Source organism: Ralstonia edaphi (assembly GCF_958350185.1).
Classification (GTDB): domain Bacteria; phylum Pseudomonadota; class Gammaproteobacteria; order Burkholderiales; family Burkholderiaceae; genus Ralstonia; species Ralstonia edaphi.
Genome location: NZ_CATWHI010000002.1, coordinates 1,002,554 through 1,025,306, shown reverse-complemented (window position 1 = coordinate 1,025,306; position 22,753 = coordinate 1,002,554). Strand labels below are relative to the sequence as shown.

Annotated in this window: 23 protein-coding genes; 14 read left to right on the top strand and 9 right to left on the bottom strand. The window is 63.3% G+C overall.

What is annotated here, in order from left to right:
- Positions 1–112: 112 nt before the first annotated feature.
- The 5 genes from R2669_RS09980 to ubiA all read left to right on the top strand — a co-directional run bounded on the left by R2669_RS09980 (position 113) and on the right by ubiA (position 5,519).
- Complete coding sequence (locus R2669_RS09980) at positions 113–1,060, top strand: LysR substrate-binding domain-containing protein (RefSeq protein WP_027680578.1); 948 nt, start codon at positions 113–115, stop codon at positions 1,058–1,060.
- A 305-nt stretch (positions 1,061–1,365) separates the two neighbouring features.
- Positions 1,366–1,608 carry a hypothetical protein gene (locus R2669_RS09975; protein WP_147216074.1) on the top strand — a complete coding sequence of 81 codons (243 nt, stop codon included), beginning with the start codon at positions 1,366–1,368 and terminating at the stop codon, positions 1,606–1,608.
- 174 nt (positions 1,609–1,782) lie between these two features.
- Positions 1,783–2,283, top strand: coding sequence for a Dps family protein (locus R2669_RS09970; protein ID WP_316872827.1), 501 nt, complete (start codon positions 1,783–1,785; stop codon positions 2,281–2,283).
- 127 nt (positions 2,284–2,410) lie between these two features.
- Positions 2,411–4,576 carry a catalase/peroxidase HPI gene (gene katG / locus R2669_RS09965; RefSeq protein WP_316872828.1) on the top strand — a complete coding sequence of 722 codons (2,166 nt, stop codon included), beginning with the start codon at positions 2,411–2,413 and terminating at the stop codon, positions 4,574–4,576.
- Positions 4,577–4,643: 67 nt separating this feature from the next.
- The gene (gene ubiA / locus R2669_RS09960) at positions 4,644–5,519 is read left to right on the top strand and encodes a 4-hydroxybenzoate octaprenyltransferase (protein WP_316899886.1); all 876 of its coding nucleotides are present in this window, start codon (positions 4,644–4,646) and stop codon (positions 5,517–5,519) included.
- Positions 5,520–6,048: 529 nt separating this feature from the next.
- Here ubiA and proC read toward each other — a convergent pair.
- Together proC and R2669_RS09950 are read right to left on the bottom strand one after the other, a co-directional pair.
- Positions 6,049–6,873: a pyrroline-5-carboxylate reductase gene (proC, locus tag R2669_RS09955; RefSeq protein ID WP_147214285.1), complete on the bottom strand. Its 825-nt coding sequence runs from the start codon at positions 6,871–6,873 to the stop codon at positions 6,049–6,051.
- A 30-nt stretch (positions 6,874–6,903) separates the two neighbouring features.
- Entirely contained in the window at positions 6,904–7,620 is a 717-nt protein-coding gene (locus tag R2669_RS09950; protein WP_147214284.1) for a YggS family pyridoxal phosphate-dependent enzyme, read from the bottom strand.
- Positions 7,621–7,742: 122 nt separating this feature from the next.
- Here R2669_RS09950 and R2669_RS09945 point away from each other — a divergent pair, with 122 nt between their 5' ends.
- The 9 genes from R2669_RS09945 to R2669_RS09905 all read left to right on the top strand — a co-directional run bounded on the left by R2669_RS09945 (position 7,743) and on the right by R2669_RS09905 (position 17,298).
- Positions 7,743–8,786, top strand: a complete 1,044-nt coding sequence (locus R2669_RS09945; protein WP_004631600.1) for a type IV pilus twitching motility protein PilT — start codon at positions 7,743–7,745, stop codon at positions 8,784–8,786.
- Between the two features lie 66 nt (positions 8,787–8,852).
- A complete protein-coding gene (locus R2669_RS09940; RefSeq protein ID WP_012762832.1) occupies positions 8,853–9,992 on the top strand; it encodes a PilT/PilU family type 4a pilus ATPase in 1,140 nt (379 codons plus the stop codon).
- A gap of 196 nt (positions 9,993–10,188) precedes the next feature.
- Positions 10,189–10,626 carry a type IV pilin protein gene (locus R2669_RS09935; RefSeq protein WP_316890012.1) on the top strand — a complete coding sequence of 146 codons (438 nt, stop codon included), beginning with the start codon at positions 10,189–10,191 and terminating at the stop codon, positions 10,624–10,626.
- 8 nt (positions 10,627–10,634) lie between these two features.
- On the top strand, positions 10,635–11,108 hold the full coding sequence (locus R2669_RS09930; protein ID WP_430708782.1) for a GspH/FimT family pseudopilin: 474 nt from the start codon (positions 10,635–10,637) through the stop codon (positions 11,106–11,108).
- Positions 11,105–11,707, top strand: coding sequence for a type IV pilus modification PilV family protein (locus R2669_RS09925; protein ID WP_316899885.1), 603 nt, complete (start codon positions 11,105–11,107; stop codon positions 11,705–11,707). Before R2669_RS09930 ends, R2669_RS09925 begins: the two co-directional genes overlap by 4 nt.
- Positions 11,704–12,747, top strand: a complete 1,044-nt coding sequence (locus R2669_RS09920) for a PilW family protein (protein WP_316899883.1) — start codon at positions 11,704–11,706, stop codon at positions 12,745–12,747. Before R2669_RS09925 ends, R2669_RS09920 begins: the two co-directional genes overlap by 4 nt.
- 2 nt (positions 12,748–12,749) lie before the next feature.
- On the top strand, positions 12,750–13,319 hold the full coding sequence (locus R2669_RS09915) for a pilus assembly PilX family protein (protein ID WP_316872837.1): 570 nt from the start codon (positions 12,750–12,752) through the stop codon (positions 13,317–13,319).
- A 29-nt stretch (positions 13,320–13,348) separates the two neighbouring features.
- Positions 13,349–16,708: a pilus assembly protein gene (locus tag R2669_RS09910; RefSeq protein ID WP_316890007.1), complete on the top strand. Its 3,360-nt coding sequence runs from the start codon at positions 13,349–13,351 to the stop codon at positions 16,706–16,708.
- 92 nt (positions 16,709–16,800) lie between these two features.
- Positions 16,801–17,298 (top strand): glutathione peroxidase, encoded by a 498-nt coding sequence (locus R2669_RS09905; protein WP_147214279.1) that lies wholly within the window; start codon positions 16,801–16,803, stop codon positions 17,296–17,298.
- A gap of 24 nt (positions 17,299–17,322) precedes the next feature.
- Here R2669_RS09905 and R2669_RS09900 read toward each other — a convergent pair whose 3' ends face one another.
- The 7 genes from R2669_RS09900 to glcE form a co-directional block, all read right to left on the bottom strand.
- Positions 17,323–18,021 carry a helix-turn-helix transcriptional regulator gene (locus tag R2669_RS09900; RefSeq protein ID WP_316872842.1) on the bottom strand — a complete coding sequence of 233 codons (699 nt, stop codon included), beginning with the start codon at positions 18,019–18,021 and terminating at the stop codon, positions 17,323–17,325.
- 43 nt (positions 18,022–18,064) lie between these two features.
- The gene (locus tag R2669_RS09895) at positions 18,065–18,544 is read right to left on the bottom strand and encodes a cupin domain-containing protein (RefSeq protein ID WP_027680593.1); all 480 of its coding nucleotides are present in this window, start codon (positions 18,542–18,544) and stop codon (positions 18,065–18,067) included.
- 67 nt (positions 18,545–18,611) lie between these two features.
- Positions 18,612–19,007, bottom strand: a complete 396-nt coding sequence (locus R2669_RS09890; protein WP_102066760.1) for a VOC family protein — start codon at positions 19,005–19,007, stop codon at positions 18,612–18,614.
- A gap of 170 nt (positions 19,008–19,177) precedes the next feature.
- Positions 19,178–19,909, bottom strand: a complete 732-nt coding sequence (locus R2669_RS09885; RefSeq protein WP_092972481.1) for an LrgB family protein — start codon at positions 19,907–19,909, stop codon at positions 19,178–19,180.
- Entirely contained in the window at positions 19,906–20,283 is a 378-nt protein-coding gene (locus tag R2669_RS09880) for a CidA/LrgA family protein (RefSeq protein ID WP_027680596.1), read from the bottom strand. Before R2669_RS09880 ends, R2669_RS09885 begins: the two co-directional genes overlap by 4 nt.
- A gap of 52 nt (positions 20,284–20,335) precedes the next feature.
- Complete coding sequence (glcF, locus tag R2669_RS09875) at positions 20,336–21,580, bottom strand: glycolate oxidase subunit GlcF (RefSeq protein WP_316899881.1); 1,245 nt, start codon at positions 21,578–21,580, stop codon at positions 20,336–20,338.
- A gap of 26 nt (positions 21,581–21,606) precedes the next feature.
- A complete protein-coding gene (gene glcE / locus R2669_RS09870; RefSeq protein ID WP_316899879.1) occupies positions 21,607–22,740 on the bottom strand; it encodes a glycolate oxidase subunit GlcE in 1,134 nt (377 codons plus the stop codon).
- Between the last annotated feature and the right edge of the window lie 13 nt (positions 22,741–22,753).

The following is a 22,753-nucleotide window of genomic DNA, read 5'->3' as shown; positions in this document are numbered from 1 at the left end:
GGAAGATGGGGTGACTGGCAGCGTTGTCAATGCCGGGCACCCGTTCAAAGCGCAAGCAACATCGCACGTCCCTTGGTAAAATCTATCGATATCCCCAAGCCGATTGATCGCCATGACGCTCACCGAACTCAAATACATCGTCGCCGTCGCGCGGGAACGCCACTTTGGGCGTGCCGCCGAGGCCTGCTTCGTCTCGCAACCGACGCTGTCGGTCGCCATCAAGAAGCTGGAAGACGAACTGGCCGTGCAGATCTTCGAGCGCGGCGCGTCGGAAGTGAGCGTCACGCCCGTCGGCGAGCAGATCGTCACGCAGGCGCAGCGCGTGCTCGAGCAGACGATGGCGATCCGCGAGATCGCCAAGCAGGGGATGGACCCGCTGGCCGGGCCGCTGCGGCTCGGGGTGATTTATACGATCGGCCCGTACTTGCTGCCCGCGCTGGTCAAGCAGATGATCGACACCGTCCCGCAGATGCCGCTGATGCTGCAGGAGAACTTCACTGTGCGGCTGGTGGAGCTGCTCAAGCAGGGCGAGATCGACTGCGCCATCATGGCCGAGCCGTTTCCCGAAGCCGGCCTGATGACGGTGCCGCTGTACGACGAACCCTTTGTCGTGGCGGTGCCGCGCGGCCACGAGCTGGCGAAGGCGTCGTCGGTAGACCCGGAGGCGCTCAAGCAGCAGACCATGCTGCTGCTCGGCAACGGCCATTGCTTCCGCGACCACGTGCTGGGCGTGTGCCCGGAGCTGTCGCGCTTCTCGCAGAACGCAGACGGCATCCAGAAAACCTTCGAGGGTTCGTCGCTGGAAACGATCCGGCATATGGTGGCCAGCGGCGTGGGCATTACCGTGCTGCCGCGTACGTCGGTGCCGAACATGCAGCCCGCCGCCAATGATCTGCTGACGTACGTGCCATTTCAGGAGCCGGTGCCCGACCGCCGCGTTGTGCTGGCCTGGCGCAAGAGTTTCACCCGCATCGCCGCGATCGAAGCGGTGGCCAAGGCGGTCGCGCAATGCGACCTGCCCGGCATCAAGCTGTTGCCGCCCACGCCGCTGATTCACTGATCCCCGAACTCTGAGCAGGCCGTCACCCCATGACGGCCATAGCGCACGTCTAATTGATAGATAAAAACAATCAAATATACGATTCAATAGCGTAAAGGTAGACTGTGTTCCATGGTGAGCGCATCGCTCACTGCCGATCACCGTGGAGCCCGTCATGTCCTTGTCGCTTGCCTCGAACACCGTTGCGACCGTGCTGGAATGGCTGGCTGCCTATGGTGAATCGCACTGACCTGACGGATGCACGAAGTCGCTCGCGCGAATGGTGTGGGCATCAGGAAGGCGCAGGGTCGCAAGGAGAAGAAAACATGGCAATGGTGCGGATGTTCGTTTCGGAGTGGCAGGGATTTGCGGGCACGGTGCGCGCCTCGCAGGCAGAGGTCCCGATGCTGTCGGGCATGCCAGGTAGTGCAGCCGGCGGCCGCGTTGCGCGTGTCGCAGAATCCGCCCGCCTGCAACGGAAGTGGGTGCGCAAGCAGATCGGTCTAACCATCGTGACAGCCGGCGCTATGATCGTGCTCCTGCACGGTATGGTGCAGCTCATGGTCTGATGATCGGCCTGATCTTCGGTTGTCATCCGTTCTGCGTTTCGTCACAGGACGATGCGACGATCGGAACTTGCTGTGCGAACGGCAACCGAAAGAAGGCTCGAACCACGCGTGGCCCGACGCTGAATGAGCGGAACGGCATCGCGTTTTTGCACACCACTTCATAGGGGAATCTAGATGGCAAAGAAGAACAACGGCGCGCCTGCCGCAGCCCAGATCAACATCGGCATTGCTGACAAGGACCGCAAGAAGATCGCCGACGGCCTGTCGCGCCTGCTGGCCGATACCTACTCGCTCTATCTGAAGACGCATTACTTCCACTGGAACGTCACCGGCCCGATGTTCAACACGCTGCATCTGATGTTCGAGACGCAGTACAACGAACTGTGGAATGCCGTTGACCCCGTGGCCGAACGCATCCGCGCCCTGGGCTATCCGGCACCGGGCTCGTATTCGGAGTTCGCCAAGCTGTCGTCGATTCCGGAATCGAAGGGCATTCCCGAGGCGATGGACATGGTGCGTGAGCTGGTGGCCGGCCACGAAGCCGTGACGCGCACCGCCCGCAGCCTGTTCCCCGACGTCGACAAGGCCGCCGACGAACCGACCGCCGATCTGCTGACGCAACGTATGGACATTCACGAAAAGACCGCGTGGATGCTGCGATCGCTCCTGGCTTAAGGCTGGCTTGACGGCCGTTCGCCACGTTTGCGACAGGCGTTTCGACAGCAGCGAATTGCGCCCCTCCCGCGAGCCCGTTGCGTTGCGGGTGGGGCGGCATCAACCCCATGACCTAAACGAGAGAATCATGACGACTGAAGCTAAATGCCCGTTTTCCGGCCATGCTCCCGCTGCTTCCCACGCCTTCGGTGGCGGTACGTCCAACAAGGACTGGTGGCCCAATCAACTGCGCGTTGATCTGCTGAACCAGCATTCCGAAAAGTCCGATCCGCTCGGGTCGAGCTTCAACTACCGCAAGTCGTTCAATGCGATCGACTACGACGCGCTCAAGGCCGATCTGCGCCGTCTGATGACGGATTCGCAAGACTGGTGGCCGGCAGACTTCGGCCACTACGGCCCGCAGTTCATCCGCATGGCATGGCACGCCGCCGGCACATACCGCACCGGCGATGGCCGTGGCGGTGCCGGGCGTGGCCAGCAACGTTTTGCCCCCCTTAACTCCTGGCCTGACAACGTCAACATCGACAAGTCGCGCCGCCTGCTGTGGCCGATCAAGCAGAAATACGGCCAGGCCATCTCCTGGGCCGACCTGCTGATCCTGACCGGCAACGTTGCGCTTGAAACCATGGGCTTCCGCACGTTCGGCTTTGCCGCGGGCCGTGAAGACACGTGGGAACCGGACAACGACGTCTATTGGGGCAACGAGACCAAGTGGCTGGAAGCCACGCGCTATTCGGGCGAACGCAACCTCGCGAACCCGCTCGCCGCCGTACAGATGGGCCTGATCTACGTGAACCCGGAAGGCCCGGAACACGCCCATGGCGATCCGCTGGCTGCTGCCAAGGACATCCGCGAAACCTTCGCCCGCATGGCGATGGACGACGAAGAAACCGTCGCGCTGATCGCCGGTGGTCACACCTTCGGCAAGACCCACGGTGCCGGTGCGGCAAGCCACGTTGGCGCCGATGTCGAAGCCGCGCCGCTGGAAGCGCAAGGCCTGGGCTGGGCCAGTACCTTTGGCACCGGCAAGGGCGCGGATGCGATCACCAGCGGGCTTGAAGTCACCTGGACGCAGACGCCCGCGCAATGGAGCAACTACTTCTTCGAGAACCTGTTCAAGTACGAATGGGTGCAGGAAAAGAGCCCCGCCGGCGCGCTGCAATGGGTCGCCAAAGACGCCGAGGCGATCATTCCGGGCCCGACGCCCGACTCGCCCAAGCGTAAGCCGACGATGCTGACGACCGACCTGTCGCTGCGTTTCGATCCGGCATACGAAAAGATTTCGCGCCGCTTCCTGGACAACCCGCAGGCGTTTGCCGAAGCCTTTGCCCGTGCGTGGTTCAAGCTCACGCACCGTGACCTCGGCCCGAAGTCGCGTTACCTCGGCCCCGAAGTGCCGCGTGAAGACCTGATCTGGCAAGACCCGCTGCCGGCGGCCACGCACAAGCCGACCGAAGCCGATATCGCCGACCTCAAGGCAAAGATTGCCGCTTCTGGCCTGTCGGCATCCGAACTGGTTGCCGTGGCGTGGGCGTCTGCCTCGACCTTCCGCGGGTCCGACAAGCGCGGCGGCGCCAACGGCGCGCGCATTCGCCTGGCGCCGCAGAACGATTGGGCGGTCAACCAGCCGGTGGCCGGCACGCTGGCCAAGCTGGAGGAAATTCAACGCGCCTCGGGCAAGGCTTCGCTGGCGGATGTGATTGTGCTGGCAGGCAGCGTCGGTATCGAGCTGGCTGCCAAGGCAGCCGGCACGACGATCACCGTGCCGTTCACGCCGGGCCGCGTCGATGCGACGGCCGAGCAGACCGATGCCGCGTCCTTCTCGGTGCTCGAGCCCGTGGCCGACGGCTTCCGCAATTACCAGAAGACGCAGTTTGCGGTGCCGGCCGAAGTGCTGCTCCTGGACAAGGCTCAACTGCTGACGCTGACGGCGCCGGAGCTGACCGTGCTGATCGGTGGCCTGCGCGCCATCAACATCAACGCAGATGGCAGCCAGCACGGCGTCTTTACCAGCAGGCCCGGCGCGCTGACGAACGACTTCTTCGTCAACCTGCTCGACATGAACACCGAGTGGAAGCCTGCCGGCGACATCTACGAGGGCTATGACCGCAAGACGGGCGAGCGCAAGTGGACCGGCACGCGCGTCGATCTGGTGTTCGGCTCCAATTCGATCCTGCGTGCGCTGGCCGAGGTGTTCGGCAGTGCCGACGGTAAGGAGCGCTTCATCAGCGAGTTCGTGGCCGCGTGGGTCAAGGTGATGAATCTCGACCGCTTCGATCTGGCCGCCGCCTAAGCTGCTTTCGGCGGGACTAAAATGGCGCCTTGCCTCGTGCAGGCGCCATTTTTCTTTGGTGATTTCCATGCAATCCTCCGCTGCCCAACCCAGCCGCCTCGTGCTCTATGCGCGCCTGATGCGGATGGACAAACCGATCGGCACGCTGCTGCTGCTGTGGCCGACGCTGTGGGCGCTGTGGATGGCGGCTGACGGCCATCCGCCGCTGTCGCTGGTGGTGATTTTCACGGTCGGCACGTTCCTGATGCGCTCGGCCGGCTGCGCGGTCAACGACTGGGCCGATCGCGACTTCGACAAGCACGTCAAACGCACCAAGGAGCGGCCGATCACCGCGGGCCTGATCGCCCCGTGGGAGGCGCTGGCGGTTGCGGCGGTCCTGTCGCTCATCGCCTTCGCACTGATCCTGCCGCTCAACGCGCTGACGAAGTGGATGTCGGTGGCCGCCATCGTGATTGCCGGCACGTATCCGTTCTTCAAGCGGTTCTTCGCGATTCCGCAGGCGTACCTCGGCATTGCGTTCGGGTTCGGGATTCCGATGGCGTACGCGGCGGTGCAGGATCAGGCGCCGATGCTGGCGTGGCTGATGCTGGCCGGCAATGTGTTCTGGGCCGTTGCCTACGACACCGCGTATGCGATGGTCGACCGCGATGACGATTTGCTCATCGGCATCAAAACGTCGGCCATTACGTTCGGACGCTACGACGTCGCGGCGATCATGCTGTGCTACGTCGGCTTCTTCGGGATCATGGCCTGGGCTGGCCATGTGATGGCGCTAGGCGTGGCGTACTGGATTGGATTTGCCGCCGCCGTGGCGTTGTCGCTTTGGTATTACCCGATGCTGCAGACGCGGGATCGGATGAAGTGTTTTTTTGTTTTCCGGCATAACAATTGGTTGGGGGCTTGTTTGTTTGCTGGAGTGGTTGCGGGGTATTTGCTGCGCTAAGGGCTTGGTGGTGCATCCCTTGTTTCACCCCCTGCCGGGGGCGACTCACTTTCTTTGTCTTGCCAAAGAAAGTAAGCAAAGAAAGGCGCGCCCGATGCGGCGAAAGACTCCTTGAATTTATGTCGCAAGGAGGGGAAGGGAAAAACTCGCTTCGCTCAGACAGTTTCCCTTCCTTTTTCCTCCTTGCAACAGAAATTCAAGGCGCCGCATAGGGCAGGGCAAGTCAAAGGACAACAGCCAAACCTCCGCGGCGCCAGCCCAAACGACAAAGGCCAACCGCACGATGGGTTGGCCTTTTTCTTTTGACGTTGAGCCCTTGATGGCGCCTTGAATTTTTGTGAGCGGGCGGATCAAGGAAGGAGGCTGTCTGAGCGCAGCGAGTTTGCCTCGTTCCCCGCACGGTCACACAAATTCAAGGGATGGGTCGCCATCTCGGGCGCGCCTTTCTTTTGCTTACTTTTCTTTGGCAAGACAAAGAAAAGTAAGTCGGTCCCGGCAGGGAACGAAAAAGGGATGGACCACCAAGGCTTCAATCCCTCCCAAACTCCTCCCCCATCTCCTTCCCCCGAGCCGCCGCAGCATGCATCGCCCGCACAAAAGCAGCCTTGATATCGGCCCCTTCCATTGAAGTCAGCGCCGCATAGGTCGTCCCACCTTTGGAAGTCACACGCTCGCGCAACACCTCAACCGGCTCAGTCGATTGGCCCGCCAGCGTGGCCGCGCCGATAAACGTCTCGACCGCCAACGTGCGCCCATCCTCCGCCGAAAGACCCAGCTCCTGCGCCGCCTGCTGCATCGCTTCGATGAAATAGAACACGTAGGCAGGGCCGCTGCCCGAGATGGCGGTCACCGCATCAATCTGCGCTTCGGCGGGCACCCAAACGCTCTTGCCGACGGCATTGGCGATGGCGCTGGCGGTCGCTCGGTCGGCGTCGGACAAGCCAGCGTTGGCGGCCAGGCCCGTCATACCCAGACCGGAGAGCGCAGGCGTATTCGGCATCGCCCGAACCACACGCGCGTGGCCATTCAGCCAGCGCGACAGATCCTGGATCCGGATGCCCGCCGCCACCGACAGCACCAGGCTGTCGCGCAGATGCGGTGCCAGTTGCGCACAGACCTCGCGCATCTGCTGCGGCTTGACCGCCAGGACGATCACGTCGCGGTCAGCCAGTTCTGCGCCCGGAGCAGCGGCTGTGCGGGCGCCCCAGGTCTGCTCGGCGCGGCTGCGGGCGGGTTCGGTCGGGTCTACCACCACGATGTTGCCGCCGTGCGCGCCCTTGGCGATCAGGCCGCCGATGAGGGCCGCCGCCATGTTGCCGCCGCCGATGAAGCCGAGTTTCAGAGTGTCGAGCATGAGAGTGGTGGTGTGAAAGAAAACAGGAATTCAGGCGTTGGCGTAATGCCGCGCGCCGAAGATGGCGCTGCCGACGCGCACAATCGTGGCGCCTTCGGCAATCGCATCTTCCAGGTCGGCGGACATGCCCATCGACAAGGTATCAAGCGGGATGCCGGCCTCGCGCAGTTGAGCGGCCAGGGCACGCAGATCAGCAAACGGCTTGCGCTGCGCCACGGGGTCATCGCTCGGTTCGGGCACGGCCATCAGGCCGCGCAGCTGCAGGCGGGGCAGGGACGAGACGGCTTGTGCCACGGCAAGCACGTCATCGAAATCGGGCAACAGGCCATGTTTGCTGGCCTGGCGGCTGATGTTGACCTCGAGACAGACCTGCAGCGGCGGCAAGGTGTCCGGACGCTGGGCCGACAGGCGCTCGGCGATCTTCAGGCGATCGACGCTGTGCACCCAGTCGAATTGTTCGGCCACGGCGCGCGTCTTGTTGCTCTGCAGGGGGCCGATGAAGTGCCAATGGATGGGATCGGGGCCCGTGCGCAGGTCGGCCAGCGCGTCGATCTTGGCGATGCCTTCCTGCACGTAGTTTTCGCCGAAGAGGCGTTGCCCGGCGGCATGCGCGGCGCGCACCGCATCGGCGTCGAACGTCTTGGAAACTGCCAGCAATGTGACACCCGCAGCATCGCGCGAAGCCAGTGTGCAGGCCGTTGTGATCCGTTGACGCACGGCTTGCAAGTTGGCGGCGATTACAGACATAATCCGGCGACGTTTGTTACAAATAAACAAGGTTCCGGCACGTCAAAACAACGGCTCGGAGCGCGTCTGGAGGCGCCTTTGCGACGCCCGGGCGACATAAAAAAGTCGGGGGTCATTATAAGATGGACATCGCGCAGCTTTTGGCGTTTTCCGCCAAGAACAAGGCGTCGGACTTGCACCTGTCGGCCGGACTGCCGCCGATGATCCGGATCCACGGCGACATGCGCCGGATCAACGTGCCTCCGCTCACGCATCAGGACGTGCACTCCATGGTGTACGACATCATGAGCGACGGGCAGCGCAAGGTCTACGAAGAAAACCTGGAAGTCGACTTCTCGTTCGAGATCCCCGGCCTCTCGCGTTTCCGGGTCAACGCGTTCAACCAGAACCGCGGCGCTTCGGCGGTGTTCCGGACGATTCCTTCGAAGGTGCTCTCGCTGGATGACCTCAAGGCGCCGGCCGTGTTTGCCGACCTGGCGATGAAACCGCGCGGCCTGGTGCTCGTCACGGGCCCGACCGGCTCGGGCAAGTCGACCACCCTGGCCGCGATGGTCAACCACCGCAACGAAAACGACATGGGCCACATCCTCACGGTGGAGGACCCGATCGAATTCGTGCACGAATCGAAGAAGAGCCTGATCAACCAGCGTGAACTCGGGCCCCATACGCACTCGTTCGCCAATGCGTTGAAGTCGGCACTGCGTGAAGATCCCGACGTGGTGCTCGTCGGCGAATTGCGTGACCTTGAAACCATTCGCCTGGCGCTGACCGCTGCAGAAACCGGCCACTTGGTGTTCGGCACGCTGCACACCAGCTCCGCAGCCAAGACCATCGACCGGGTCGTCGACGTGTTTCCGTCCGACGAAAAGGAGATGGTCCGGACCATGCTTTCCGAATCGCTGGAGGCGGTGATCTCGCAGACGCTGCTCAAGACGCGCGACGGTTCGGGCCGGATTGCGGCGCACGAAATCATGATTGCCACGCCGGCCATCCGTCACTTGATCCGCGAGAACAAGATCTCGCAGATGTACTCGATGATGCAGACCAGCAGCGGCATGGGCATGCAGACGCTCGACCAGTGCCTGTCGGAGCTGATCAAGCGCTCGGCGATCAACTACGCAGACGCGCGCGCCATCGCCAAGAACCCCGACGCGTTCGTCAGCTGATGCGCCAACTGATGCGCTGACCGATACGTCAGCGCGCTTTCCAATTCTTTCCAGGAGGGGCACGCCATGCTGGACCGCGAAGCCGCCACCAAATACATCCACGAACTCTTGCAGTTGATGGTGAACAGCCGTGGCTCGGACTTGTTCATCACGGCAGAATTTCCGCCCGCGATCAAAGTGGACGGCAAGGTCACGCCGATCTCCCAGCAGCCGCTGAATGCCCAGCAGGCCCTCGGTCTGGTCAAGTCGATCATGAACGAGAAGCAGCTGCGCGAGTACGAAGACAGCTCGGAATGCAACTTCGCCATCACGGCGCCGGGTGCCGGGCGTTTCCGCGTGTCGGCGTTCATGCAGCAGGGCCGTGCCGGCATGGTGCTGCGGACCATCAATACGAAGATCCCGACGCTGGGCGAGCTGGACCTGCCGCCGATCCTCAACGAGATTGTGATGAGCAAGCGCGGCCTCGTGATCGTCGTGGGCGCCACGGGCTCGGGCAAGTCGACCTCGCTCGCGGCGATGGTGGGCTATCGCAATGCGAATTCGTACGGCCACATCATCACCATTGAAGACCCGGTGGAATACGTGCATGCGCACCAGAACTGCGTGGTGACGCAGCGCGAGGTGGGTGTGGATACCGAGTCGTGGCACGTGGCGCTGAAGAACACGCTGCGCCAGGCGCCGGACGTGATCCTGATCGGCGAAATCCGGGATCGCGACACGATGGAATACGCGATCCAGTACGCGGAAACGGGCCACCTGTGCCTCGCCACGCTGCACGCCAACAGCTCGAACCAGGCCATCGACCGGATCATCAACTTCTTCCCGGAAGAGAAGCGCCAGCAGCTGCTGATCGACCTGTCGCTGAACCTGCGCGCAATGATCGCGCAGCGCCTGCTGCCGCGTCAGGGCAAGAAGGGGCGCGTGCCGGCCGTCGAAATCATGCTGGCGACCCCGCTGGTGCAAGACCTCATCTTCAAGGGCGAGGTGCACGAACTGAAGGAGGTCATGAAGAAATCCCGCGAGCAGGGGATGATCTCGTTCGACCAGGCGCTGTTCGAGTTGTACGAACAAAACAAGATCACGTACGAAGATGCGCTGCGCAACGCGGACTCGCTCAACGATCTGCGCCTGCAGATCAAGCTGCACAGCAAGCGCGGCGGGCAAACCGATCTGTCTGCCGGCACTGAGCATCTGAACGTCGTTTGATGTGGCTTCGGAGCTACATCATTTGAGGTAATTTGCGGCGCATAACGTTTGCGCCGCCCCGAAGTCCACCCGGTCCTCATGATCTTTCCTTAATATTTGCTGAGAATTGCCGTTTAAGCGGTGAGCGGGGCTGCCAGTCATCGGCGGGCACGCATCAAAACGATAAAAGCAACAGCAAATCCGGGTGGGTGAAAACGTGGCAAGCAAGCCGAGGTGTCAGCGCGCGCGGGCGGCGCGGGGTTTTACGCTGATTGAGCTCATGATCACAGTGGCCATTGTCGGCATCCTGGCGATCATTGCGTATCCCAGCTACGTCCAGTACATCGTCCGCTCCAATCGGGCAGCGGCGGAATCCTTCATGCAGGAGGTGGCGGGCGCGCAGGAGCGCTTCCTGCTCGACAACCGCGCCTATGCGCCGAATCTGGCCGCGTTGCAATACGCCAGCAACGTGCCGGCCAACGTTTCGCCAAACTACACCTTCACGCTGAGCGCCAGCAGCGTGCCGCCGTCTTACCAACTGGCGGCGACTCCGCAGGGTTCGCAGCGGGTGAACGACAGCGCGTGCGGCACGCTGACGCTGACGAACACCGGTGCCAAGACGGCGTCCACGGGCGCCTCGAACTGCTGGAAGTGAGGCGAGCCGTGAATATCCTGCGCAAGCCCACCCAAGGTTTCACGCTGACCGAGCTGATGGTCACGCTGGCCGTGCTCGCCATCCTCGTCACGATTGCGGTGCCGTCGTTCTCGGGCATGATCGCGACCCAGGCCACACGCAACGCATCGTTCGACCTGTCGTCCGCCGTGTCGTTGGCGCGTGCGGAGGCGGTCAAGCAGAACGCCATCGCCACCGTTTCGACCACGAGCACCTGGGCGAGTGGCTGGACGCTGACGGTGGGCACACCTGCCACGGTGGTGCGCACGTTCGGGCCGTACAGCGGCGTCACCATTGCGGCGAGCAGCGGCAACACGCTCTCCTTCGGCAACGATGGACGGCCGACTGCAGGTGGCGTCACGTTCCAGGTATCGCCGACGAGCGCGTCGCAATCGGTCTCGCCCAGCTGCGTGCAGGTGGGCGGCAGCGGCCGCGTCGCCGTGGTTTCGGGGACGTGCTCATGAGCGCCATTGCACGTTTGTCCCATCGCCGGCTCGGCAAGCGCGCGCAGCGTGGCACGACGCTGATCGAGATCCTGATTTCGGTCGTGATTTTGCTGGTCGCGCTGCTGGGCGCGGCCGGAATGATGGTCCGCTCGAACCAGACCGAGATGGAGTCTTACCAGCGCGTGCAGGCCCTGACGCTGTTGCAGGACATGGCCGCGCGGCTCAATGCCAATCGCCAGGTGGCGTCCTGCTACGCGGTGGCCGGTGCCATCACCACGGTAGGCACGGGCGGTGTCTCGGCGCCCAGTTGCACGACCGGCACGGCCGCACAGCAAGCCACCGTCACAACCGATCTCGCGGCTTGGAACAATGCGCTGCTCGGCAATACGGAGACTGCCGCCAGCGGCACCGTTGCCCTGGGCGCCATGATCGGTGCGCGCGGCTGTATCGAAGCCATCGACACGGTCAACCAGATCTATCGCGTAACCGTCGCATGGCAAGGCCTGGTGCAGACCGTGGCGCCGGCGTTGCCCTGTGGCAGCGGCAGCGGCAATTACGGTAACGACGCCTATCGGCGCGCCATCAGCGTGCAGGTGCGCATGGGGGTGCTGTCATGACGATGCCTCGTACACATCGCACGCGGCGTCTGCAGCGCGGGATGTCGCTGATCGAACTGATGGTCGGCATGGCACTGGGGTTGCTGCTGCTGACCGCGCTGGCGAGCTTGTATGCATCGACGTCGCAATCGCGCGTGCAGCTGGGCAACAGCGCTACGCAGATCGAGAACGGCCGCTATGCGCTCGACATCATCAGCCAGGAAGTCGGACTGGGCGGCTTTCTGGGTGACCTGAATCTGCTGGGCACCTCTGCCATCGCTACGCCCGATGTCTGCGCCGCCGCCACGAATGCGCTCGGCTTCAGCAACAGCCCGGCGACCGTGCCGGTGGCCATCTACGGTTACGTGCCCGGTGCAAATGCGGCGCCATGCCTGCCGAACCTGTCGCCCAACTCCGAGATCCTGGTGGTGCGGCGCGTGTCCAGCACCGTCACCTCGGCGAGTGCCGTCGCGGCAGGGCAGGCCTATCTGCAGGACTCGTTCTGCAGCACTGACACGTCGCCCTTTGTGTTCAGCGCCACCGCAACGGACTTCACCCTCAAGGACAAGACCTGCACCAATTTCGCCGACCTTCGCCAGGTCAGCGTGCGAGCGTTCTACCTCGCCACGTGCGACCGTTGCGGCACGGGCGGCGACAGCATTCCGACGCTCAAGATGGTCGAGTTTTCCAGCGGTGCAATGCAACCGCCCAACTCGATCGCCCAGGGCATCGACGACGTGCATTTCATCTATGGCGTCGATATGGACGGCAACGGTTCGCCCGATTGCTACGTCGCCAATCCAGGCATCGATAACAGCGCCGCGTGCACCACCGTGAGCGGCTACAACTGGCTCGCGTCCGCCGCGACCAACTGGAGCAACGTGACCGCCGTGCGCATCAACGTGCTTGCGCGCACCCTGGGCGTGTCACCCGGCTGGATCGACACGCGGTCTTACGACATGGGCCGCAGCACGCTCACCGCCCCTTTCAACGATGGCTACAAACGGCACGTCTACGCAGAGCTCGCGCGCGTCGCCAATGTAGCCGGCCCTCGGGAGTAGCCATGCGGCGCTTTTCGGTTCGCCAATCGGCACGTCAGTCGGGCGTGACGCTTGTCGTCACGCTGATCTTCCTGGCGATCTTCATGGGCATCGTCGTGATGATGATGAATTCGGGCGTGATCAACACCAAGATCGCTGCCAACCAGCAGTACGGCCTCGAAGCACGCAGCGCGGCGCAGCAGGGCATCGAACAGGTCATCAGCGTGGATTTCACCTCCAACCCGGTCGCCACCAGCGTGCCGGTCGATGTGAACGGCGATGGCAAGGCCGACTACACCGCGCAGGTTGCTGCACCCGCTTGCGTGGCAACCAAGCCCATCGCCAATACACAGCTGACGACAGATACGACCAGCCCCAACTTTGCCGCTGACTCGTCCTGCTTCAGCGGCGTGAACAACAACTCCGACACCGGCATCCTGACTGCCGCCGGTACACCGGGCGGCATGTCGAATTGCAGTGCGACGCAGTGGGATGTTGCCGCCACCGTCAACGATGCCAACGGCACGGCCGTGAACACCACGCTGCATCAAGGCGTTGCGGTTCGCGTGCTGACCGGCGCGGCGTGTCCGTAAGCCAACGCGCAAAGCCAGGAAGAACCCATATGCGCTCATTTGCCCAACGATTTGCTCTGACTATCTCAGCTGCCCTGGCACTTGCTCTCCTAGGTGCTCGGCCGGCCGGCGCAGAAGACATTGATCTCTATACTGGTTTCACACCTCAGGCCGGCAAACCGAATGTGGTGATCATCTTTGACGACGGCTCGAATTCTGATGCGGCCGCAACATTCAACTGCAATGTCTTGACGGTCGCCAATCCCAACAAAAGTTCTGGTGCCGAACAATGCGCGTTGTATGGAGCTGCACAGTCGATCGCGCAAAACCCTGCGCTGCTGGGCAATCTCAACCTGGGGTTCATGATGTTCGACCCCAACAGCCCGGGCGGCGTGTTCAGGTTTCCTTACGCGTCCACGCCACCCAATCAGACGCTCATGCTGATGGATAGCGCGGGTGTCAACAGCTTCTTGTCGTACATACAAAACACTTTCCCTACGCAACTCAATGGGAACGGCGTGCAGGTTGCCGGCGCAATGCAAGAGGCGTGGGCTTTTTACAGTGGGCATCAGGGTCTGTCTTTCGTCAAGCCGTACCCCAACGCCAATTACACCTCACCGATTGCTAACCCTTGTCAGCGCAACTACGTCATCTATATCGGCAATGCGACCACGAGCGGCCACCCTGGAGATCAGGGCGGTGCCGCAGGGGATGCATTGACCAACACGAACGACCCCGCCGCGCCAAAGGCGACTTGGGCCACCTGGCCAACCCCGCCGGGACCGACGGTGACGGAGATTCCGATTCCCGGGGCAACGCAGTCCACCATCAACGACTACGGAGATGAGTGGGCGCGATACATGTATCAGACCGACTTGTCGAATGGTGCGAACGCCAGCAACGGCAACAACAACGGCAATCCCCAGAACATCATCACCTACACGATATCGGTGGCTGCGCTCGATAGGAAGAGCACGCCCACCAATGTCATCTACGCAAACCCCGATTACATCGCGTTCAATAACAGCATGGCCACCAATGGCGGTGGTAAAAACTACACCGTTCAACTGGGCGATGTGCAAGGTTTGCAAGATGCATTGCTTTCGATCCTGAACGAGATCCAGGCGGTCAACAGCGTGTTTGCTTCGGTCAGCTTGCCGGCTGCTGTCAATGCGCAGGGCCAGTTCTTGAACCAGGTGTACATCGGCATGTTCAGGCCGGATGCCAGCGCTGCGCCGCGGTGGATGGGCAACCTCAAGCAATATCAAGTCGGCTATGACGCCAACGGTAACCTTCAACTTCTGGATTCAGTTGGTCAGCCTGCGCTGAGCAGTGCGGGTACCGGCTTTATCTCCCCCAATGCCGTTAGCTTCTGGACCGCGGAGCCACCATTGACCTACGGCGTGGGCGGTTATGGGACCAGTAGCGTAGCGAATTGGCCTACTAACGGTTTTTGGAAGAACAGCCCGTCTAGCAAGGGGTGGAAGCTCGATTCTCCGGACGGCGAGATCGTTGAAAAAGGTGGTGCCGGCGAGATGCTGCGCGCCCAATTTCTGACCGATCAGAGTAAGCGCATTCTGCTGACATGCAACGGCATTGGCAGTTGTCCCAGCAACAAGGCTATGCCGACTTTCGATACGTCAAATAGCTGGCTGACGGGCACGCAAGGACTGAGCGCCATCAACTCCTACAAAGGCACTAATGGTGCCCCCGCTATTACCGCGAGCCAGCAAAACTACTTCATCAACTGGGTGCGCGGTCGTGATGTCTACGCGTTCGATGGCTCGGTTACCGCAGGTGTTTCCACCACCGGTGCCGGCCAGGAGGCTGAGACCGGGCCGGGATCGCCGGTCACGATCCGTCCGTCGATTCATGGCGACGTACTGCACTCGCGGCCAGTGGTCGTCAACTATGGCACGTCAACCACGCCCAATGTTGTCGTGTACTACGGTACCAACGATGGGGTCTTCCACGCCATCAATGGCAACCAGACGGCGGGGATCAACGGTGTACGCCCGGGCGGCGAGCTGTGGGGTTTTATCCCGCCAGAGTTCATCGGCAAGCTGAGTCGTCTGTATGCAAACTCTCCAGAAGTGAAGCTTTCGTCCACACCTAGCGGTATCACACCCACACCGACGCCGCGCGATGACTTCTTCGATGGCAGCACCACCGTGATGCAGGACCAGCGCAACAGTTCAAGTCCGCGCACGATTCTTTATCTAACGGCGCGGCGCGGCGGCAACCTGATCTATGCGCTGGACGTGACCGACCCGGTGAACCCCCGCTACGTATGGTCTCGAAGCAATAGTGATATTCCGGAACTTGGCCAGACGTGGTCCAAGCCACGCCTGATGCGTGTGACCGGTTACTCCAATCCGGTGCTGATTATGGGTGCAGGCTACGATGCCGCCTCCGAAGACGCTGATCCCGCGCCGGGCACCGATACCATGGGCCGGGGCATCGTCGTGCTGGACGCTTACACAGGCGTACCAGTGTGGAGTGCACTAGCCAATTGCTCCGGCGTCGCTGGCGTATGTATGACGAACACCAGCCTGACGCGTTCGATCGCCTCGGACGTCACCGCGGTGGACCGCACCGGCAGCGGCTATATCCAGATGGCCTATGTGGGTGATGTGGGAGGCAACATCTGGCGCGTGGATTTCCAACCCACTGGAGGCAGTTCGCCAGCTAACTGGACCTTGACGCTGTTCGCCAAGCTGGGTGGTGCGAGCAACACCAATAACGCACGCAAGTTCTTCTATGCGCCTGATGTAGTGCCCACCGCCAGCTTCAATGCTGTCATGGCTGGCACCGGAGACCGCGAGCACCCGCTGTATTCGGCATCCGTTACTCCGGGTACGGCATACAACGTGGTCAACCGCTTCTACATGCTCAAGGACCCGAATATCGGTGCCATGCCGGCAGGCTGGACGCCGCTGACTGAGGCCAATCTTGTCGATGCAACTTCGGTGGCCTACAACGGTTCGGGCTCAGGTTTTTACATCACGCTTCCCAACCCCGGTGAAAAGGTCGTGAACGCACCGTTGACGGTAGCCGGGTACACAACCTTCGGCACCAATACCCCGGCCATTCCTACCGCCGGCATGTGCTACCCCAACCTCGGCAGGGCGCGCACGTATTCGGTCAGCTTCCTGACGGGCGCTGGACAGAACCCGAATCGTTCGGTGGTGCTGGATGGTGGCGGTTTCCCGCCCTCTTCAGTCTATGGCGTGGTGCTGGTGAATAACGGCAATGGGGGTACGACGCCGGTGCCGGTGTGCTTCGGCTGTGGCAACCAGACGGGCACCGGTGGAGGCGGCTCCGCGCTGGCCCCCGTCCAGGTGACACCTAAAGGCCTCGGCAAACGCAAGCGCACATTCTGGTTCTCCGAAACCGACAAGAAGCCCTAACTTCTGCCCCAACGGCCCCCCCAGCGCGGGCCGTTAAAATTCCGGCCAGATGCCGGAACATTCCCGTTCCCGCAACCATCCGGAGAGTAGCCATGACTGACGTTTATGCATTCGAGGCCGATTCGCTGACCGGCCAGCGCGTGCCGCTGTCGCAGTACAAGGGCAAGGTCCTGCTGATCGTGAACACGGCCAGCAAGTGCGGATTCACGCCGCAATACGCGGGGCTGGAGGCGGTGTACAAGCGGCTGCACGACAAGGGGCTGGAAGTGCTCGGCTTTCCGTGCAACCAGTTCGGCAAGCAGGAACCGGGCGGCGAAGACGAAATCGGCGCGTTCTGCGAAAAAAACTACGGCGTTTCCTTCCCGATGTTCGGCAAGATCGACGTGAACGGCTCCAACGCGCATCCGCTCTACAAGTGGCTGACCTCGGAAAAGCCCGGCGTGCTCGGCATCGGAGCCATCAAATGGAACTTCACCAAGTTCCTGCTGCGCCGCGACGGCACGGTGTACAAGCGCTACGCGCCGATGACCAAGCCGGAAGAGATTGCCGGCGATATCGAGCGGCTGCTTGCGGAGCCGGATCCCGCCTGACGTTGCATTCGTCGGTTACGGTCGTTAATCCGACGAGCCTCGCACCTTGCGCATGAAGTCCGCCAGCGAGCGCTCGGCGGATTCGGCAAAGTGGCGCTCCAGAATCTCGACCTTGACGCAGCGGTCGAGGCGGAAGGTGCGGTAGTCCTGACGGTGCTCGCACCAGGCGGCCACCAGCCAGACTTGCCCCCAGAAGAACAGGCCGAGCGGCTGGATGCAGCGTTCGGTCAACTGGCCCTGCGCGTCGCGGTAAGACAGCCGCGCAACGGCGTGGCGGCCCAGCGCGGCATGCAGCGTGTCAAAGACCTGCTTGACCTCGCTGCCCATGCCGTAGCCGGGCGCGAAGATGCGTGTGGTCTCGGCTTCGGCGCGGCGCTCGGCGGGCAGGGCGCCCATCAGCTTTTCCAGCGCCGCTTCCACCGAGTCGGCCATGGTGCCGCCGCTCCACGCCTTGATCATCCGCGCGCCGGCCACCAGCGCTTCGACTTCATCGGCGGTGAACATGAGCGGCGCCAGGTCGAACCCCGCGCGCATGCGGTAGCCGATGCCGGCTTCTCCCTCGATCGGCACGCCCGAGACAGACAGATCGCGGATATCGCGATACACCGTGCGCTCCGATACGCCGAGGCGGTCGGCCAGCATCGCCGCCGTGGTCAAACGGCGGCCTCGCAGGATCTGGGCAATCTGGAACAGGCGGTCGGCGCGACGGGTCATGCGCGGCATTGTAGTGGGCTTCTTGCCGCGCGCAATCCGCACAATCTTTCCCCTACGCGCCGAAGGGCGTCAGCTCGCGCTGCGGGTGGATATCGACGATGTCGACCTGCTCGCCACGGCGCAGCATGCGCTTGCCCAGTCGCGGGAAATCGGCAATCTCGATGTTGAGATGTTCGCCGCCGCACAGGTAGACGAGATCTTCCTTGCCGCAGTTGCGCAGGTGGTGCGCGACGCCTGTGGGGAAGGCCATGAAATCGCCGCTGCGCACGGTGAAGATGTTGTCGTCGATCTCGGCCTGCGCTTCGCCGGAAAGGATGTAGATCCATTCCTCTTCGCGCTGGTGCGAGTGATAGACGAACGACTCCTTGCCCGGCGGCACGCGCGCGAAGTTCACGCCGGTGCGCTTGAGCCCGAGCAGCCGGCCCATCATCGTGCCGTGAATTTCCGACAGGCTGTTCCAGGGGTGCGAAAACGACTGCGTGCGCGCGGTGACATCCGCGGCACGCATGAGATACGGGGATTGGCTCGGCATGGTGTTCTTCTCTGTCTCATGGTGAAGGCCGGCGCCCGCGCACCGGCCTTGGGGAGCGTTGCTGCCGTTACTGCTGCAGCAGGTACGCCTGCGTCTTGGCATCCGGCTCGTGCAGGCCGACGCGGTTGCCTTCGGTGTCGACGATGTGGGCGATGCGACCCATGTGGTCGGGCAGCGTCATCGGGCCGAATACGCATTGACCACCGCTGCCGTTCACGCGCTCGAGCACGGCATCCAGGTTGGGCGCGTTCAGGTAGACCACGCTGCCCTTGTCGGACGGCGCAAAGCCCTCGCCCTTGACCAGCGCGCCGTGGATGGTCGTCTCACCCGCCGGAAACACGCCCATGGTCATGTCGCCCATGTCTTCCTGCTTGAGCTGCGTGTCGAAGACGTTCTCGTAAAACTTCACCGCGCGCGGGAAATCGTTGGCGGGGATTTCAAACCAGTTGATGACGCTTGCCATGGTGTTCGCTCCGGTAGGTGGCTCAGGCGGTTGGGAGTGCCGTTGCCGGTTGAGGTGGAGCGATTCTGGCGGGGGGCTCCTGACAGCGTTCTGTCAGGAGCATTCAGGAGGATGGCCGAGCGTGTTGCAGGTTGCCCAGGCAGTGAATGCCGGGCGGAGGGAAAAGCAGTTCAGTGTGGAATCCAGCCCGCCAGCAGCGGCACCAGCACCGCTGTCAGCACGCCGTTCAGGCCCATGCCCAGCGCCGAGAATGCGCCGGCTTCCGGATTGACCTGAAACGCGCGCGCGGTGCCAATGCCGTGCGCCGCAATGCCGGTGGCAAAACCACGCACGCTGTACTCGCGCACGCGCAGCAGGTTCAGCAGCCGCGTCGTGGTGGTCGCACCGACAATGCCGGTAATGAGCACCAGCACCGCCGTGATGGTCGGCGCGCCGCCGATCTTCTCCGAGATGCCCATGGCGATCGGAATCGTCACCGATTTCGGCGCCATCGAGCGCAGCGTTTCCGGCGATGCGCCCAACAGCCACGCGATGCCCACCGCCGACACCACCGCCACGACGGACCCCGCAAGGAGCCCGCCCATCAGCGGCAGCGCGTGGCGGCGCAGCTTCGCCCATTGCTGAAACAGCGGTACCGCCAGCGCCACCGTGGCCGGCCCCAACAGGAAGTGCACGAACTGCGCGCCGTCGAAGTACGTCTTGTACGGCGTGCCCGTGAGCGTCAGGAGCGTGCCGAGGATGACGACCGCAATCAGCAGCGGATTGACCATCGGGTTGAAGCGGCTGCGCTCATGCAGGCGCACGCCGATCAGGTAGGCGATGAGCGTGGCGGTCAGGCCCAGCAGCGGGCTGGCGGCCAGGTAGACCCAGAGTTGATGCAGGTTCGGAGCCATTGCGTTCATGGGGCCAGCTCCTCGTGGGCTTCGCCGTGGTCACCCATCCGGCGCATCAGCGCGCGGGTGACGAGCGCACCGGCGGCAATGGACAGCCACGTCGACACGACGGTCGCCACCACGATCGGCAGCCATTCCTGCCCGATGCGGTTCAGTTGCGTCATGACGCCCACGCCGGCCGGTACGAACAGGATGGTCAGGTGCCGCAGCAATTCGCTGACGGTGCCCTGCATGACTTCGAGCACGCGGCCCTTGTCCACCAGCAGGTAGATGACCAGCAGCACCATGCCGATCACCGGACCGGGCACCGGCAGGTGCATCGAATACGTCAGCAGCTCACCCACCGACTGGAACGTCAGCAGGATCGCGAAGGTTTGCAGCATGGGGCCTCCGGGTAAAACGAAGCGCCAAGTATAGAACCGGGCTGCGTTCGTTTCAGGCCAGCATGCGGTCGACCAGCTCGATCCAGTGTTCGACCGGCGTGTCGGTGCCGCTTTGCAGATGCGTGACGCAGCCGATGTTGGCGGTGACGATGCGCTCGGGCTGCGTTGCCTGCAGCTTGGCGAGCTTGTCGTCGCGCAGCCGATAGGCGAGTTCCGGTTGCAGCACCGAATACGTCCCCGCCGAGCCGCAGCACAGATGGCTGTCGGCGCAGAGCTTGACGTCCACACCCAGCGAGCCGAGCAGTGTTTCCACCGCGCCGCGGATCTGCTGACCGTGTTGCAGCGTGCAGGGCGGGTGCCACGCCACGCGCGGGCGTTGCGCTTCGGGTTTGGCCTTCTGCAGAAGCTGCTGCGAAAACGCAGGCAGCACCTCGCACAGATCGCGCGTCATGGCGGACACGCGCGCCGCACGCTCGGCATAGGCCGGGTCATCGCGCAGCAGGTGGCCGTATTCCTTGACCATCGCGCCACAGCCGGACGCCGTCATGACGATAGCCTCGGCGCCGGCCTCGATATGCGGCCACCATGCGTCGATGTTGGCGCGCATGTTGCCGAGGCCGCCGGCATGGTCGTTCATGTGATAGCGGATGGCCCCGCAGCAGCCCGCGCGGTCTGCGCTGATGAGTTGCACGCCCAGCTTGTCGAAGACACGCGCCGTGGCCGCGTTGATGTTGGGCGACATGGCGGGTTGCACGCAGCCTTCGAGCAGCAGCATCTTGCGTGCGTGCGCGTTGTTTGGCCGCACGCCGGCGTGGGGTTGCTTCGCCGGAACCTTGTTGCGCAGCACCGGCGGCAACATCGGCCGCACCGCCTGCCCGAGCCTGAGCGCGGAGCCGAACAGCGCCGGCCGCGTCAGGCCCTCCCGCAGCGCCCAGCGTATGGCGCGTTCGCCAAGGGGGCGCGACTCTCCTTTCGCGTCGAGCTGGTCATCGACGATCTTGCGGCCGATCTCGACCAGGCGCCCGTAGGTCACGCCGGACGGGCAGGTCGATTCGCAGTTGCGGCAGGTCAGGCAGCGGTCCAGGTGCAGGCGCGTGGCCTCGCCAGCGGGCTGGCCCTCCAGCACCTGCTTCATCAGGTAGATGCGTCCGCGCGGGCCGTCCAGCTCGTCGCCGAGCAGTTGGTAGGTCGGACAGGTGGCCGTGCAGAAACCGCAGTGCACGCACTTCTGCACGATGCTTTGGGCTTCTTCGCCCTGTGGGGTGTTGCGCAGGAACGCCGCGAGCGTGATTTGCATGATGGGCTTGCGTTAGAAGTCGGCAGTCAGAACGCTGAATACAGGCGGCCCGGGTTGAAGACGCCGTGCGGATCGAAGCTGTCTTTCAGGCGTTTGTGCACCGCCATCAATGGCGCGGCTACGGGCGTGAAGACGTCGCTGCCGCGGTCGCCGTTGCGGAACAGCGTGGCGTGGCCGCCGGCCTTGCGTGCGGCATCGCGGATGACGTCGGCGGAGGTGTTGGCGGTGTCGATCCACCAGCGCTGTCCGCCGCCCCATTCGACGAGTTGCTCATCGGCCGACGCTGCCCCAAGTGCCAGCGGCGGCGTGGCCGGCGGCAGGGCGATGCGCCACAGCGGGAGGCTGCCTTGCACGGCGCGCGCGAAAAACGCATGCGATTGCTCGCGCAGGTCGCGCCAGAACGCCGCCGCTTCTGCGTCGTCAACACGCTCGCCGCCAAGCTTGGCGATGGCCGCACGCACGGCTGCATCGGCACCGCTCAGGCGCACCCACAGCGCACCGTCGATCCACGCAGACGCCGCAATCGGCAGCGGCTGACCGCCCCAGCGGTTGAGGGTATCGATGGCCTCGCCTTGCGCCATGGCAAAGCGCAGCGTCGCATCGCAGAACGGCATCGGCAGCACCTTCAGCGACACCTGCACGATCAGGCCCAGCGTGCCGAGCGCGCCGGCCATCAGGCGCGAAACGTCGTAGCCGGCCACGTTCTTCATGACCTGGCCGCCAAAGTTGAGCATGTCGCCGCGGCCATCCATGACGACGGCGCCGAGCACGAAGTCGCGCAATGCGCCCACCGATTGCCGGCGCGGCCCGGACAGGCCCGATGCAAACGCACCGCCCACGGTCGCCTGTTGGCCATTCGCAGCAAAGTGCGGCGGCTCGAACGCCAGCATCTGCTTGTGCTCGGCCAGTGCGGCTTCGATCTCGACGAGCGGCGTACCGCTGCGCGCGGTGACGACGAGTTCAGCACAGTCGTAGTCGACGATGCCGGACCATTCGCGTGTGTCCAGCACGGCGCCGTTGGGCTGCGGCGCGCGGCCGTAGAAATCTTTCGTGCCGCCGCCGCGCAAGGTCAGCGGCGTGTGGCTGTCGGCCGCGTGCGCGATGGCGTCGCGAAAACGTGCGAGCGTGGGCGAAAGGGCGGTGTCTGGCGTGCTTGGCATGGCGAACCTTCGG

Excerpts from the sequence above, each read along its gene's own strand:
- R2669_RS09980 (WP_027680578.1), top strand. The coding sequence starts at position 113 with ATGACGCTCACCGAACTCAAATACATCGTCGCCGTCGCGCGGGAACGC.
- R2669_RS09975 (WP_147216074.1), top strand. The coding sequence starts at position 1,366 with ATGGCAATGGTGCGGATGTTCGTTTCGGAGTGGCAGGGATTTGCGGGC.
- R2669_RS09970 (WP_316872827.1), top strand. The coding sequence starts at position 1,783 with ATGGCAAAGAAGAACAACGGCGCGCCTGCCGCAGCCCAGATCAACATC.
- katG (WP_316872828.1), top strand. The coding sequence starts at position 2,411 with ATGACGACTGAAGCTAAATGCCCGTTTTCCGGCCATGCTCCCGCTGCT.
- ubiA (WP_316899886.1), top strand. The coding sequence starts at position 4,644 with ATGCAATCCTCCGCTGCCCAACCCAGCCGCCTCGTGCTCTATGCGCGC.
- proC (WP_147214285.1), bottom strand. The coding sequence starts at position 6,873 with ATGCTCGACACTCTGAAACTCGGCTTCATCGGCGGCGGCAACATGGCG.
- R2669_RS09950 (WP_147214284.1), bottom strand. The coding sequence starts at position 7,620 with ATGTCTGTAATCGCCGCCAACTTGCAAGCCGTGCGTCAACGGATCACA.
- R2669_RS09945 (WP_004631600.1), top strand. The coding sequence starts at position 7,743 with ATGGACATCGCGCAGCTTTTGGCGTTTTCCGCCAAGAACAAGGCGTCG.
- R2669_RS09940 (WP_012762832.1), top strand. The coding sequence starts at position 8,853 with ATGCTGGACCGCGAAGCCGCCACCAAATACATCCACGAACTCTTGCAG.
- R2669_RS09925 (WP_316899885.1), top strand. The coding sequence starts at position 11,105 with ATGAGCGCCATTGCACGTTTGTCCCATCGCCGGCTCGGCAAGCGCGCG.
- R2669_RS09920 (WP_316899883.1), top strand. The coding sequence starts at position 11,704 with ATGACGATGCCTCGTACACATCGCACGCGGCGTCTGCAGCGCGGGATG.
- R2669_RS09915 (WP_316872837.1), top strand. The coding sequence starts at position 12,750 with ATGCGGCGCTTTTCGGTTCGCCAATCGGCACGTCAGTCGGGCGTGACG.
- R2669_RS09910 (WP_316890007.1), top strand. The coding sequence starts at position 13,349 with ATGCGCTCATTTGCCCAACGATTTGCTCTGACTATCTCAGCTGCCCTG.
- R2669_RS09905 (WP_147214279.1), top strand. The coding sequence starts at position 16,801 with ATGACTGACGTTTATGCATTCGAGGCCGATTCGCTGACCGGCCAGCGC.
- R2669_RS09900 (WP_316872842.1), bottom strand. The coding sequence starts at position 18,021 with ATGCCGCGCATGACCCGTCGCGCCGACCGCCTGTTCCAGATTGCCCAG.
- R2669_RS09895 (WP_027680593.1), bottom strand. The coding sequence starts at position 18,544 with ATGCCGAGCCAATCCCCGTATCTCATGCGTGCCGCGGATGTCACCGCG.
- R2669_RS09890 (WP_102066760.1), bottom strand. The coding sequence starts at position 19,007 with ATGGCAAGCGTCATCAACTGGTTTGAAATCCCCGCCAACGATTTCCCG.
- R2669_RS09885 (WP_092972481.1), bottom strand. The coding sequence starts at position 19,909 with ATGAACGCAATGGCTCCGAACCTGCATCAACTCTGGGTCTACCTGGCC.
- R2669_RS09880 (WP_027680596.1), bottom strand. The coding sequence starts at position 20,283 with ATGCTGCAAACCTTCGCGATCCTGCTGACGTTCCAGTCGGTGGGTGAG.
- glcF (WP_316899881.1), bottom strand. The coding sequence starts at position 21,580 with ATGCAAATCACGCTCGCGGCGTTCCTGCGCAACACCCCACAGGGCGAA.
- glcE (WP_316899879.1), bottom strand. The coding sequence starts at position 22,740 with ATGCCAAGCACGCCAGACACCGCCCTTTCGCCCACGCTCGCACGTTTT.